The organism is Synechococcus sp. KORDI-100, from assembly GCF_000737535.1.
GTDB lineage: Bacteria > Cyanobacteriota > Cyanobacteriia > PCC-6307 > Cyanobiaceae > Parasynechococcus.
This window is the reverse complement of the sequence record NZ_CP006269.1, coordinates 1,651,991-1,664,979: the sequence shown is the minus strand read 5'-3', so window position 1 is coordinate 1,664,979 and position 12,989 is coordinate 1,651,991. Positions and strand designations below refer to the sequence as shown.

13 protein-coding genes and 1 tRNA gene are annotated in these 12,989 nt (G+C 57.5%); 4 read left to right on the top strand and 10 right to left on the bottom strand.

Features of this window, described 5'->3' with window-relative positions; genetic code table 11:
• Positions 1 to 16: 16 nt before the first annotated feature.
• The 7 genes from KR100_RS08340 to KR100_RS08310 all read right to left on the bottom strand — a co-directional run bounded on the left by KR100_RS08340 (position 17) and on the right by KR100_RS08310 (position 6,522).
• Complete coding sequence (locus KR100_RS08340; protein WP_038544759.1) at positions 17 to 577, bottom strand: peroxiredoxin; 561 nt, start codon at positions 575 to 577, stop codon at positions 17 to 19.
• Positions 578 to 587: 10 nt separating this feature from the next.
• Positions 588 to 824, bottom strand: coding sequence for a 50S ribosomal protein L28 (gene rpmB / locus KR100_RS08335; protein WP_038544757.1), 237 nt, complete (start codon positions 822 to 824; stop codon positions 588 to 590).
• Between the two features lie 72 nt (positions 825 to 896).
• Positions 897 to 2,801 carry a molecular chaperone HtpG gene (gene htpG, locus KR100_RS08330; RefSeq protein ID WP_038544755.1) on the bottom strand — a complete coding sequence of 635 codons (1,905 nt, stop codon included), beginning with the start codon at positions 2,799 to 2,801 and terminating at the stop codon, positions 897 to 899.
• Between the two features lie 84 nt (positions 2,802 to 2,885).
• Positions 2,886 to 3,110, bottom strand: a complete 225-nt coding sequence (locus KR100_RS08325) for a ferredoxin family protein (protein ID WP_038544753.1) — start codon at positions 3,108 to 3,110, stop codon at positions 2,886 to 2,888.
• A gap of 24 nt (positions 3,111 to 3,134) precedes the next feature.
• The gene (locus tag KR100_RS08320; RefSeq protein WP_038544751.1) at positions 3,135 to 4,313 is read right to left on the bottom strand and encodes an ATP phosphoribosyltransferase regulatory subunit; all 1,179 of its coding nucleotides are present in this window, start codon (positions 4,311 to 4,313) and stop codon (positions 3,135 to 3,137) included.
• A gap of 933 nt (positions 4,314 to 5,246) precedes the next feature.
• Positions 5,247 to 6,134, bottom strand: coding sequence for an inositol monophosphatase family protein (locus tag KR100_RS08315; RefSeq protein ID WP_038544749.1), 888 nt, complete (start codon positions 6,132 to 6,134; stop codon positions 5,247 to 5,249).
• A 4-nt stretch (positions 6,135 to 6,138) separates the two neighbouring features.
• Complete coding sequence (locus KR100_RS08310; protein WP_038544747.1) at positions 6,139 to 6,522, bottom strand: 2Fe-2S iron-sulfur cluster-binding protein; 384 nt, start codon at positions 6,520 to 6,522, stop codon at positions 6,139 to 6,141.
• Positions 6,523 to 6,576: 54 nt separating this feature from the next.
• Here KR100_RS08310 and KR100_RS08305 point away from each other — a divergent pair.
• A tRNA-Ser gene (locus tag KR100_RS08305) sits at positions 6,577 to 6,663 on the top strand.
• A 73-nt stretch (positions 6,664 to 6,736) separates the two neighbouring features.
• Here KR100_RS08305 and pstB read toward each other — a convergent pair.
• From pstB to pstC, 3 genes are read right to left on the bottom strand one after another with little or no spacing between them, the layout of a single operon-like run.
• Positions 6,737 to 7,558, bottom strand: coding sequence for a phosphate ABC transporter ATP-binding protein PstB (gene pstB / locus KR100_RS08300; RefSeq protein ID WP_038544746.1), 822 nt, complete (start codon positions 7,556 to 7,558; stop codon positions 6,737 to 6,739).
• Between the two features lie 48 nt (positions 7,559 to 7,606).
• Complete coding sequence (pstA, locus tag KR100_RS08295) at positions 7,607 to 8,509, bottom strand: phosphate ABC transporter permease PstA (protein ID WP_038544744.1); 903 nt, start codon at positions 8,507 to 8,509, stop codon at positions 7,607 to 7,609.
• A 4-nt stretch (positions 8,510 to 8,513) separates the two neighbouring features.
• On the bottom strand, positions 8,514 to 9,464 hold the full coding sequence (pstC, locus tag KR100_RS08290) for a phosphate ABC transporter permease subunit PstC (RefSeq protein ID WP_038544741.1): 951 nt from the start codon (positions 9,462 to 9,464) through the stop codon (positions 8,514 to 8,516).
• A 132-nt stretch (positions 9,465 to 9,596) separates the two neighbouring features.
• On the opposite strand from pstC, the gene dnaK reads away from it, so the two are divergent.
• From dnaK to KR100_RS08275, 3 genes are all read left to right on the top strand, one after another.
• Positions 9,597 to 11,591, top strand: a complete 1,995-nt coding sequence (gene dnaK, locus KR100_RS08285; protein ID WP_038544739.1) for a molecular chaperone DnaK — start codon at positions 9,597 to 9,599, stop codon at positions 11,589 to 11,591.
• Entirely contained in the window at positions 11,575 to 12,486 is a 912-nt protein-coding gene (locus KR100_RS08280; protein ID WP_038544737.1) for a DnaJ domain-containing protein, read from the top strand. Before dnaK ends, KR100_RS08280 begins: the two co-directional genes overlap by 17 nt.
• Positions 12,487 to 12,570: 84 nt before the next feature.
• A complete protein-coding gene (locus tag KR100_RS08275; RefSeq protein WP_038544735.1) occupies positions 12,571 to 12,987 on the top strand; it encodes a DUF3110 domain-containing protein in 417 nt (138 codons plus the stop codon).
• Positions 12,988 to 12,989: the final 2 nt, after the last annotated feature.

Sequence of the window (12,989 nt, the reverse complement as noted above, 5' to 3'; positions counted from 1 at the left end):
CAATAGGGCGCATTTGTCAAACAGCCGTCTTGTTCTGGAGATTCACCAGCGAATCCAGAACTTCCCTGGCGTGACCGGTCGGTCGAACCGCGACCCAGCGCTCTCTTAAAACACCGTCGGGGTCGATCAGAAACGTGTGGCGAAGCGAATAGGGAGCCATCCAGGATCCATACGCTTTGCTGACGGTTCCATCGGGATCGGAGAGCAGCGGGAAGCTGAGGTCTTCACTGGCACAGAAGGACTCGTGATCATCCACGCTGTCGGCACTGATGCCGACGATCTCAGCATTGGCAGCCTGGTACTCATCATGCAGGGCCTCGAAGCCGCGAGCTTCCAGGGTGCAACCGCCTGTGAAATCTCTGGGATAGAAGTACAACGCGAGCCAGCGTCCCTTGAAACCGGTCAGGGACCACTCGTTTCGGTCCGGCTCAGACTGACTTGAGCCTGGAAGGACAAAATCAGGAACGGCTTCTCCACTGTTCAGAACCACGCCACCCAGAGCCCGAGTTTTCCCGGGCTGGATGGTGAGCGCGGCCAGCAACAATGCAGCGCGGTTCAACAGGTCGCGTCTGCGCATGCTGCTTGGATCAGAGTTTGGCCAGGTTGATTCCGAGGGACTTGGCATAGGCGCCCAGCCCCTTCTTCTGAATTGTTTTCAGGGCTCGGGTGGTCACGCGGAGGTTCACCCATCGCTTGGCTTCAGCCCACCACAGGCGTCGCTGCTGCAGGTTGGCCTGCTGCAGCTTTTTGGTCCGTATGTGGGAATGGCTCACAGCCATGCCGTTGTTGGCTCGTGTACCTGTGAGCTGACACACCCGCGACATGGCGCTGACCCTTGAACTGTGGTTAATCAGGCTTTAAAAAGCCCCTATTTAACACTTTACCAAAGCAAATCCCTAGACAGACCGCTGCATCAGGGCTCCCATCAGCTCAGCGCTGCGGGTCTGGAATCCAGCCAGCTCATTGGGTTCAAGTCCGCCAACCCCAAGTCGTGCCATGTCGTAAAGATGACGGCCGAGATCTCTGGCAAGCTGTTCGCTCGGCGATGTCTCGCCGCTGCCCACGAGCACTGAACCGGACTTCAGTTTCAGCAGTCCTTCCACCAGGGGGTGGCGGCGATTCACCAGCAGCACGTGATGGTCAGGCAGGCCAGGCAACCGTTGCTCCATCAGCGCACCCATGTCGTTGAGCCGACGCATCTGCTCCGGCAGCAGAATCATCGTGGGCGGGGCGTTGTCGGCTTTGAGGGACTGAACCTGGATGGTCACCTTGTCATTGGCGAGAGCGTCCTTCAGCAGCGTGCGCAGGGTTTCCGACTGGGTGGTGCCGTCCTGATCAGACAACTCGGTCTGATCGTCCTGGAAACTGTCGTCCAGCTCGGCATCAACCCTCTGGAACTTGAGATCGTCGTGACGACTCTCGAGCCAGGGAATGAACTGGGTGTCGATCACCGTTTCAAGCTTCAGCACCTCTGCCCCCTGTGATGTCCAGAGATTCAACGCACTGGCCTGAGCCAGATCGTCTGTGCTGTACAGGATGCGATTGCTGTGGTCGGACGAGAGCCTTGCCCGGTAGCCAGCCAGGGTTGTGAAGGACTTCTCGCCGGCGCCGATCGGATCGGGATCATCGCCCTCCCCGGCGGTGGCGGTGGTGCCGAACAGAATCAATTCGGCGATCTGATCAGCGAACTTTTCATCCTCCATCGCTCCGATCTTCACGAATGGCGCCAGAGCTTCCCAGGCATCGGCGTAGGCCGCAGGGTCGTCCTGTTTGAGGTTGCGCAGGCGGTCGGCCACTTTTTTGGCGACGAAGTTGCCGATTGACCTCACCCGCCGATCGGTCTGCAGAGCACTGCGGCTGACATTCAGGGGGATGTCGGGGGAATCGATGACACCACGCAGGGGCAGCAGGTAGCGCGGAACCACCTCCTTGATCGAGTCGCTGACAAACACCTGGTTGCAATACAGCTTGATTTCACCTTTTTCCCAGTCGGCGCGACCGCTTTGCCTGGGGAAAAAGAGGATGCCCTGAAGGTTGTAGGGGTAATCGGTATTCAGGTGAACCCAGAGCAAAGGGTCTCCCTGGAAGGGGTAGAGGTAGCGATAGAGATCGATGTAATCCTGATCCTTCAGATCTCGGGAACTTTTCCGCCAGGGAGCATCGCGTTTGTTGACTGTTTCCCCTTCCAGTTGCACCGGAACTGCCATGAAGTCGCAGTAGGTATTGATCAACGTGCGCAGTCGAGTCGGCTCGAGATATTCGAGTTCGTCCTCCATCAGATGCAATACAACATCCGTTCCGGCGTCGTCGCGTTCAGCGGCGGTCAGGCTGAAATTGGGGGAACCATCGCAGCTCCAACGCACGGCTTCACTGTCTGGCCGGGCTGATCGCGTCAGCAGTTCGACGCGATCAGCGACCATGAAACTGGAATAGAAACCAAGGCCAAAGTGACCAATGATGGCGTCGCTTTCCTGTTTGTATTTTTCGAGAAAATCTTCGGCGCTTGAGAAGGCCACCTGATTGATGTAGCGCTTCACCTCATCGGCGGTCATGCCGATGCCGTTGTCAGAAATCGTGACCGTCTTCGCTTCCCGATCGATGCGGATCTGGATGGCTCCCTCATCGCCTTCACTGCAGTCGCCGCCCATGGCAGCCATCCGGCGCTTGTTGATGGCGTCAACACCGTTGCTGACGAGTTCCCGCAGGAACACCTCATGACCGGAATAGACGGCCTTCTTGATGATCGGGAAGATGTTCTCGGTGTGGATCTGAATCTGACCCTGCTCGTCCATCACCGGCATGGCTACAGCGCGAAAATCCGACCTTAGGAATCAGTGCTGCAGCCCCTCAAGCGTCCCCGGGGGTGAGGTCTCCGTACCTTCCGTTCAGCCCGCCTTCTGAAGGTCGGGTCGTTCCTCCGCCAGGATCGCCCCATCCACCGGGCAGACCTGCAGGCAGATTCCACAGTCGATGCAGGTATTAAAGTTGATCCAGTAGAAGTCCGTCCCCTTGCTGTTCTTGCCGTTGCCTTGATCGATACAGGCCACGGGACAGGCATCAACGCAATCAGCCACTCCTTCGCACACATCCGTGACAATGGTGTGGGGCATGACGGATCGGTGAAAAAGGCGACTTTAGGAATCGATCCAGTCCAGCTGATCGGCCCGGCGCACCGTGGCCATCTCCTCTGCCGCCTGGCGATTGGCGACGGGGGCGAGTTCAACGAAGGCGCGACACCCCTTCTGGTGCCATTGACTCTGATGCCGGAGAGCCGATTCCAGTGAGCTTTCGGGCGAAAAAGCCACCAAAACGATGGCGTCGCGCTGCGCATGTCTGGGGGTCTCGCCGAGAAGCTCCCGAATGGGGTCGATGGCAAAGCTGAAGCCGACCCCGGCCGCGTGTTCGCCTCTGGCACCGCAGCGATAAACCAGGTCGTCATACCGCCCACCACGGGCGATCACGACCGGGGATGCTTTGCCCTGACAGACCAGCTGAAACACCAAACCTGTGTAGAGCTGGAACGCAGGTTGAAAGGTGGTGTCCAGCTGCAACCCCAATCCCAGAGCGCCCGCCGCTGGTTCCAGCAACTGGCTGAGCCTCATCAACTCCTGAAACACGGGCTGATGTCCGAACAGGTTGCTCAGATGCTGCAGCTGCTGCTGAGGTTCACCGCGGCTGTCGAGCAGGAGCAGCAGCATCTCGCGTTGGTCTAGCTGGAGATCCATGGCCTCGATGGCGAGACGGTCGAAACGCACCAGTGCTGATCGGATGGCGTTTCGCCTGTCACCCTCGTAGGGCTTCAGGACCAGATCCATCAGGGCGGTGTGCCCGAACAGCAGCTGCGGCCGTTGAACGTCCGGCAGATCCAGGGTCTTCACTGCGGCGATGAGCAGCGAGAGCAGTTCCATCTCGGCTTCAATGCCTTTCACGCCGAAGAGCTCCACGCCGCTGTGGAGGTTTTCTTCAATGAACTGACCACCTTCATCAGCGGCGCGACTCTGGAACACGGTTCCGGAGGCCCACAAACGCAGGGGGCGCGAGCGTGAGGCCAGGCGCGTGCAAGCTGCCCTTGCGATTGAGGCGGTCATCTCCGGCCGCAGGCCCAGCGGATCATCCGCAACGAGTCTGACGACATCGTTGATGGCAATGGCATCACCAGCCATCAGCGTGTCGAGGCGTTCAACCCGAGGCGGGGAGACTTCGTCGTACCCCCAGAGGCGATACACCGCCGCAAGCCTCTCGCTGAGCACGCGATTGCCTTCGACCTGAAGAGGATTGAGATCCCGTGCGCCGGCGGCGGGTTGCAGCGCCATGGGTCAACTGTTCAGTCTGAACCTCTGCGAACAGTAACACTTCAGTTCTGACAAGGGTTTTCAGCCTCTCGCCCGGCGCAGCGTCATCACAACAAGGGCCTCCGCAACGGGCCTGAAGATGGATCAGGAATGCTGCCCCGAACTGTCAATTTCTGGCGTTATTTCGGCCGGTTTCGATCGGACAATTCGACATCATTATAACCGCAAGAGTTAGTCCTGATTCGATATCTTTTTTCGACAATCCTTGCTCTTTTGACTGAGACATCAGGATATCGACTTTCGCTTCCTCAAATGTTTAAGCTGTGATTTGCCTGGGTCATCGCATTCAACAGCGCATGGCGAGAGTCGAGATCGTTGAACAGAACCTTGTTGCATCATCGAACGTCGTCGTCCATGCTTTCCAGTTCTATTATTGGCTTCTCAGATCCTGGTGATCTCAACTGGATACTCGAAAACCTGAACTGGAGATGCTGTAGCGAATAGAACGCCGATGAGTGTCAAAGACTTCACGGCATGCACATTCTCGGATTGTGAACTCCAGGGATGCTCCTGAACGGTTCAGGCTCAGGGTGTCACGACAGTGACATCGTGGCTTGATCCATGTTGAGACCTGAAAAACTGAACTTTATACGGCAGAATTACCGCCCTGGCAGGCCTGCTTGAGCACTTGAGCTTGTAGCGCTTGGTTGATTGCAGGTTTGATTCCGTTGCCTGTAGTATTGGTGTTATTGATCTCAGGCAATACTTTACTTTAGCAACATTTAGACACCATCTAATGTTGCAGGCCTGATGTTGGTGATGGTTTCGATTGCACCAATGATTGTCTAATCAAGTGTTTTCTCCTCCGGGTGCAGCGTTGCTCTGCCCCCTGACGTCTGACGGAGACGGAGAGCTTGGCCTGACTGTTGAGGGGTCACGGTCCCAGGCCCAGGATCAAGCTCCCATGGTCTGAATCTCAGGGGCTCCGTAACTGGTTCCGTCCAGAGGCGTCACCTCGGCGAGGCCCTCAACCATCTGTTGATGAAGGTCGGGACCACAGGCCAGGATCCGACCTGTGTTGATATCAAACGGCTCGCCTTTGTATCCACTCACGATGCCGCCGGCCAGCTCAACCAAGGCGACGCCAGCCGCCAGATCCCATGGAGCGAGTCCTCGTTCCCAGTAACCGTCCTGCCGCCCGGTGGCGACAAACGCGAGATCAACCGCCGCCGCTCCCCCTCGACGGACTCCGTGGGTGCGATGGGTGAACCAGCAGAACTCGGCGTAGTTGTTGTCCAGGCGGGTATGCCGGTCGTAGGCGAAACCGGTCACAAGCAAGGCATCGTCCAGTTGACGGCAGGCACTGACTCGAATGCTCTGGTCGTTGCAGAAGGCCCCGATCCCGGGGGCTGCCCAGTAGGTCTCGTTGAGAAAAGGAACGGCGATGGCCCCGAGAATCGGCTGCTGTTTCCAGGTGAGCCCGATGGACGTGGCAAAGAAGGGATAACCGTGGGCGAAGTTGGTGGTGCCATCGAGAGGATCCACACACCAACGAAGACCATCCTGTTCGCCTTGCGCGCCACTTTCCTCGGCCAGCACAGCGATCTCAGGTGTTGTGGCTTCGAGTGCCTGAAGCACGATGCGTTCGGCAGCAAGATCGGCGTTGGTCACCAGGTCGCCCAGGCGTCCCTTGTTTTCAACGCTGGAGAGCTTCCCGTAATGGCGCATCAATTCCTGGCCGCCTCGATCGGCCGTGGTGCGGGCCACCTCAGCCAGTCGTTTCAGTTGGATGTCATCTAGCCCAGCAGCAACGGCTGAATCCCTGCAGATCGAACGGGACATCGACTCAATCCTTCCAGGTTTCCAGTTCCTCAAGGGGGATCTCCCGCTGAACCGTCCCCCTGCCGAAATGACGGCCGAACTGCAGGTCGTAGACCTCATCTTCGTCCTGGGTTTCTGCTTCTAGGGGGCCCGTTGCCCTGGCAACACAGAGCAAGCCGTAACCCTGGGCCCGCAACTCCTTTGATAAGCCCATCGCTTCGCGTTGATCAAGGGAGCCCGACAGGACCCGAACGGCGCAGCTGGTGCAGCAACCGTTGCGACAGGAGAAGGGCAAGGGATCGCCTTGAAGTTCGAAACTGCGCAGGATGTAGTCCCCTTCAGGAACCTCATGGGTGATGGAGCGATTTTCCTGGCGCCAGTGAACAGTGATCCTGTGCCTGGGTCGCATGCCAATCTGCTGGGAGTGTCCTGCTACATTCGCATCTGCCCCACATAAGCCGGTGGAGAGCTGGCCGAGTGGTCGAAGGCGCAGCACTGGAAATGCTGTATAGGGGCAACTCTATCGAGGGTTCGAATCCCTCGCTCTCCGCTTTACCGGTCCCAAGGGGCCGGTTTTTTATTGCCACGAATTGCTCAGAATCAATGCAATCGTGCGTTAAGGATTAACCAAAACGCCCCGACACGTAGTCCTGGGTGGCTTGCTGTTGAGGCGAATTGAAGATTTTTTCTGTGTCATTGAATTCAACCAAGTAGCCCACCTTGCCACTGCCACCTTCAACAGCTTCTGCATTGAAAAAGGCCGTCATATCACTCACGCGAACGGCTTGCTGCATGTTGTGGGTGACGATCACGATGGTGAAGCTTTTCTTGAGCTCATGCATCGTTTCCTCGATTTTCAATGTTGAAATTGGATCCAGTGCTGAACAGGGTTCATCCATCAGGATCACCTCAGGTTGGATGGCAATTGTGCGCGCGATGCACAATCGTTGTTGTTGACCACCGGAGAGTGAACAGCCACTTTCGTCCAGAATGTCTTTGCATTCATCCCAAACAGCTGCCTGTCGAAGTGACCGTTCAACCAATTCATCCATATTGCCCGTGAATCCATTGATCCGGGCACCGAATGCAATGTTTTCATAAATGCTTTTAGGGAAGGGATTGGGTTGCTGGAACACCATGCCAATCCGGCGTCTCACTTCCACTGGATCAATGTTGCTTCCATATAAATCAACACCATCAAACAAGACGCGTCCCTTCAATGAACAGCCCTCAATCAAGTCGTTCATGCGATTGAGCGAACGCAGAACAGTTGATTTACCGCAGCCTGAAGGCCCGATGAAGGCTGTGACCTTGCCGCGTGGAATCTCGCAAAAAACGTTTCGAACAGCTTCGTACTGGCCGTAGCTGATGGTGACGTTCTGGAGGGATATCGCAGTCTCACTCGCCTGTTGGTGCTGCTCGGTCTGTTGGGTTGTTGCGGTCATGACGCAGAACGGGGGCTCAGGAGGACAGGAGCAGCATTGGATTGTCGATCACCTTGAGGCGAATCGAGCCAGCCAGCGGGAGAAAAGATTGAGGATCAGGACCAGTGCCACCAGAACAAAGGAAGCGGCCCAGGCCAGTTCAATCTGCGCGTCGTAGGGCATGTTTGCAAAGTTGTAGATCAGTACGGAGAGCGTGGCGATTGGGTTGAACAGACTGTCTGGCCAGAACTGTGAGAACAGGGCCGTGAAGATCAGCGGTGCTGTTTCTCCAGCGGCCCTGGCAATCGCGAGCACGATGCCAGTGGCAATGGGTGTAAAGGCTGAGGGGAGCGTGACACGAATGATGGTCATGAAGCGTGATGCTCCAACACCAAGTGAGGCTCGCCGCAAATCATTGGGAACGAGTTTCAGTCCCTCGTCGGTTGTTTTGATCACTGTCGGTAACATCAAAATCGCCAGTGCCATGCCTCCGGCAAGTGCGCTGTAGGCATTGCCAAAGACAATCCGGCTGGTCACGATCGTCCCGTAGATGAATACACCGGCGATGATTGATGGGATGCCGGAGAGAACATTGGTCCCAAATCTTATGAATTGAGCGAAGGGTCCACTGCGGGAGTATTCGGCCAGATAAATGCCACCACCAACCCCGATTGGAATGGCAACCAATGCAGCAACTGCCGTAACGACAAACGTTCCAACCAAGGCGTTTCCGATGCCGCCGCCATCCAGGCCGGGTGGAGGGGGCAGTTCGGTTAACAGTGTGAGGCTGATCTTGGATGCGCCTTTGAGAAGAACATAACCAAGCACCAGGATCAGTGGTAAAACGGAAACCGTTGAAAAAAGTCCGGCCAGGATGGTGAGAATGCGACTGATAATATTACGCTTGATATCTGGCTTGTAAGTCAGATCTGTGCGCTTGTTGATCGATTGAGTCTGGGAGATAGTAACCATTGGATCAATATTTAAGACTGAGTCTTCTCACCATCCATTGCGCAATGATATTGACGGCCAACGTCATAACGATCAACACGAAAGCTGCATACATCAGTGATGACACCTGAGAACCGTCAGCTTCACCAAACTGATTGGCAAGCATGGATGCAATCGTGTTCCCAGGTGCCAACAACGAGAGATTGAAATTGTTGGAGTTTCCAATAATCATTGTGACTGCCATGGTTTCTCCCATCGCTCGTCCCAGCGCCAGCATCACACCACCAACAATTCCAGATATCGCGGCCGGAAGAATCACATTCAAGATGGCCCCCCATCGCGTCGTTCCGATGCCATAGGCAGCCTGCCTCAGCTTTGTCGGGACCTGATTCAGGGAGTCCCTTGAGATCGCTGTGATGATCGGCAGAATCATCACAACCAGAATCAGAACGGCCGGCATTGTTCCAGGACCCATGGGCGGTGTGCTGAAGAAGGGCAGCCACCACAGCAGGGTGTGAAGCAAGTCAAGGGCGGGGCGAATAAACGGTTCCATCACGAAGATCGCCCAGAGGCCCAGAACCACCGAAGGAATCGCAGCGAGGAGTTCCACCATCACTCCAATGACCTGTCTGATTGCACGCGGGATAATATTTTCTGTGATGAAAATTGCAGTGCCTACGCCGAGAGGAACGGCAATTAATAGAGACAAAAAGGATGTAACAAGGGTTCCGTAAATCGCTGCGGCTGCTCCGTATTCATCATCAACCGGATTCCAGTTTGAAGTTGTTAAGAATGACCATCCGTAGCGACCCATCGATTCAAGGCCACCAAGGAAGACAACAAGCAGGATTGCAAAAAGAATCAAGGCCACCATTGAGGCCAGAATCACAACGACATTTTTGAAGCCAATATCCACCAGTCTCTCTGATGGCGGACGGTGTCGAAGTCGGTAGAGCTGGTCTGCACCGCTGGACATCCGTTTGCATCAAGCACCCGGCCAAACTATCTGCCAACGTGCTTTGGGTCACTAAGAACGCTTTAACAGAGCGGTTTTTCAAGCTTGCAGACTGGATGATGTCGGTAGCGTGGGGGTTCCAAGCGCGCAGTCATGGGGCGGATCGTCGGGATTGACCTGGGGACGACAAACTCTGTCGTTGCAGTGCTGGAAGCCGGCCGTCCCCAGGTGATCGCTAATGCCGAGGGCGGTCGAACCACACCGTCTGTCGTCGGATACAGCAAGGATCAGGAGCTGCTGGTCGGTCAGCTGGCCCGACGTCAGCTGGTGTTGAGCCCCCGCAACACCTTTTCGAATCTCAAGCGTTTTGTCGGGCGTGAATGGGATGAACTTGACGACAGCAGCCTCACCGTTCCCTACACGGTTCGAGCCAATGACAGAGGTCAGGTCCGTATCCCCTGTCCCCTCACTGAGCGGGAGTACGCCCCTGAAGAACTCGTTGCGAGCATCATTCGGAAGCTTGTGGATGATGCTTCCACCTACCTGGGGGAAACGGTCGAAGCCGCTGTGATCACGGTGCCGGCCTATTTCAACGATGCGCAGCGTCAGGCGACCCGTGATGCCGGTCGACTCGCTGGGATTTCAGTCGAGCGAATCCTGAACGAGCCCACCTCGGCAGCCCTGGCCTACGGCTTTGACCGCAGTGCGGTGCGTCGGGTCCTGGTTTTCGATCTTGGCGGCGGAACGTTTGATGTGTCCCTGCTGCGGATCGCAAACGGGGTCTTCGACGTCAAGTCCACCAACGGGGATACCCAACTGGGAGGCAACGACTTTGATCAACGGATCGTGAACTGGATGGCGGATGCCTTCCTGAAGGAGCATGAGATCGATCTGCGGCGTGATCGTCAGGCCTTGCAGCGGCTGACCGAGGCGGCAGAAAAGGCCAAGCAGGAACTGTCCGGCGTTCTCAGCACTCCCATCTCGCTGCCGTTCATCGCCACCGGACCCGAGGGACCGCTGCACATCGAGACCTCCCTCGATCGCTCCACCTTCGAATCCCTCTGTCCAGACCTGCTCGATCGCCTCCTGAGTCCGGTTCAGGCGGCCTTGCGGGATTCCGGCTGGGCTGCTGACGATGTGGATGATGTGGTTCTGGTTGGTGGCGCGACGCGGATGCCCATGGTTCAACAGCTGGTCCGAACCTTGGTGCCACTCGATCCCTGTCAGTCCGTCAATCCCGATGAGGTGGTGGCCATCGGTGCAGCGGTTCAGGCCGGCATCCTCACGGGTGAACTGAGGGATCTGCTGCTCAACGATGTGACACCGCTGTCCCTCGGCCTCGAGACCGTCGGTGGACTGATGAAGGTTCTGATTCCCCGGAACACACCCATCCCCGTCCGTCAGTCCGATGTCTTCAGCACCTCGGAAGCCAATCAGTCCTCCGTTGAAATCCATGTCTGGCAGGGGGAACGTCAGATGGCTTCCGACAACAAATCCCTTGGTCGCTTCCGCTTGTCCGGGATTCCTCCAGCTCCGAGGGGCGTGCCGCAGGTGCAGGTTGCCTTCGACATCGACGCCAACGGCCTGCTGCAGGTGAGCGCAACCGATCGAACCACCGGACGCAAGCAGTCGGTTTCGATTCAAGGTGGCTCGAATCTCAATGAGGATGAGGTTCAGGCCCTGCTGGCGGAGGCTGAAGCCCGTGCAGATGAGGATCGCCGAGTCCGCAAGCAGGTCGAACGGCGCAACCGATCGCAGACCCTGGTGGCCCAGGCTGAACGCCGTTTACGGGATGCAGCACTGGAATTCGGGCCGTACGGAGCCGAGCGTCAGCAGCGAGCGGTGGAGATGGCGATGCGCGATGTTCAGGACTGTCTGGATCAGGAGAATCTGCAGGATCTCGATCTCGCCACCAGTGGCCTGGAAGAGGCTCTGTTCGGCCTCAACCGTCGCTTGTCGGCGGAACGACAGGTCGACAGCAATCCCCTGCAAGGCATCCGCAACACCCTTGGTTCCCTGAAAGATGAGTTGTTTTCGGATGACGACTGGGAGGATGACCCGTGGGCGAATTCCGGGCGTCCTCCCGCACGCAGTCGCGGCATGAGCCGGCGAGATCTTGATCCCTGGGACGATGACTTCCGTCGCTGAACCGGATTACTGGTCCTTACTGGGACTGCCGCCAGACAGTGATGCCAAGCAGCTGAAGCGGGCGTTCCGTCGTGAGGCCAGGCGTTGGCATCCGGATCTCAACGGCAATGACCCCGTTGCTGAAGAGCGCTTCAAACTCGTCAACGAGGCCTATGCGGTTCTCAGTGATCCACGGCGGCGCCAGGCCTGGGAGACCGGCGCTGTTCCGGGTGGCGCCAGCGACGACCCGTTCGCCAGTGGATTTCCCGATTTCGAGGATTATCTCGACGTGGTTCTGGGTCGAGCCAGCACCTCTGTCGAGCCTGAACCGGTCGCGACCCCCCGCCCCGAGGGCGCGCCATCGGCTCGGACGGAGCCCCCGGTCACGAGTCCCCCCAGTCCACCGCCGGTCAGGGCGAGCGAAGATCTTGAATCCCTTGTGGAGCTCACTCCCGAACAGGCGTTGTACGGCACCACCGTCGAGCTGACCTTGGACGGTGGCATGGTCGTGGAGCTGGACACTCCGCCGTTGGCCGGCGATGGCTGGCGTTTGCGTCTGGAGGGTGTCGCGGCCGGTGGCTGTGACCACTTTCTTCAACTGAGGGTTGTGACGCCAGAGGGCCTGAGAATTGATGGCCTGAGAGTCCACTACAGACTCGAGCTGTTCCCTCCGGACGCTGCCCTCGGCTGCGCCGTTGATGTTCCCACCCTGGATGGTCCTGTGACCCTCCAGGTCCCACCTGGCTCCTCCAGCGGCCGCTTGCTGCGTCTGCGGGATCGAGGTCTGGAAATGGACGATCGTCGTGGTGATCAGCTCGTTGAAATTGTGATCGTGATCCCAGCCGATCTTGGCGATGCAGAGCGCGCTCTCTACCGCCGACTGCAGGAACTGGCCCTCGAGGCTGATGGTCTCTGAGATCTGCATCAGCCTCGAGGAGCAGCCGATTCATGAGCAGCCACAAATGATCAGTGACAGACTCCCGGTCTGCTCAGCGATGCCATGAGAGTGCACGTTCTCCTGTTCGACGCCGGCAGTGACAGCGAAGGCATTCATTCCCTCGAGGTCGGCGGACGGACCGTGGTGCTTCTGTTCGAGAACCTTGATGACGCTGAGCGTTACGCGGGACTTCTCGAGGCTCAGGACTTCCCTGTACCGACCGTTGAGGGTCTGGATCGAGAGGAGGTTGAGCTGTTCTGCAGCGATGCCGGCTACGAGGCGCGCTTCATCGAAGCCGGCTTTGTTCCCAGCACTGACGAGGAGCGGCTGTTCATGGCCCCTCCGGAAGCCAACAAGGATGTCAGCAACTGGCAGGACCAGGACGGGTCAGCACCGGTGACAGTCCAGGACGATGAGTCCCAGGTCGATTCAAACCCTGAGCTGGATGCCTTGCGTCAACGTCTGGAGGGGTTGCTCTGAAC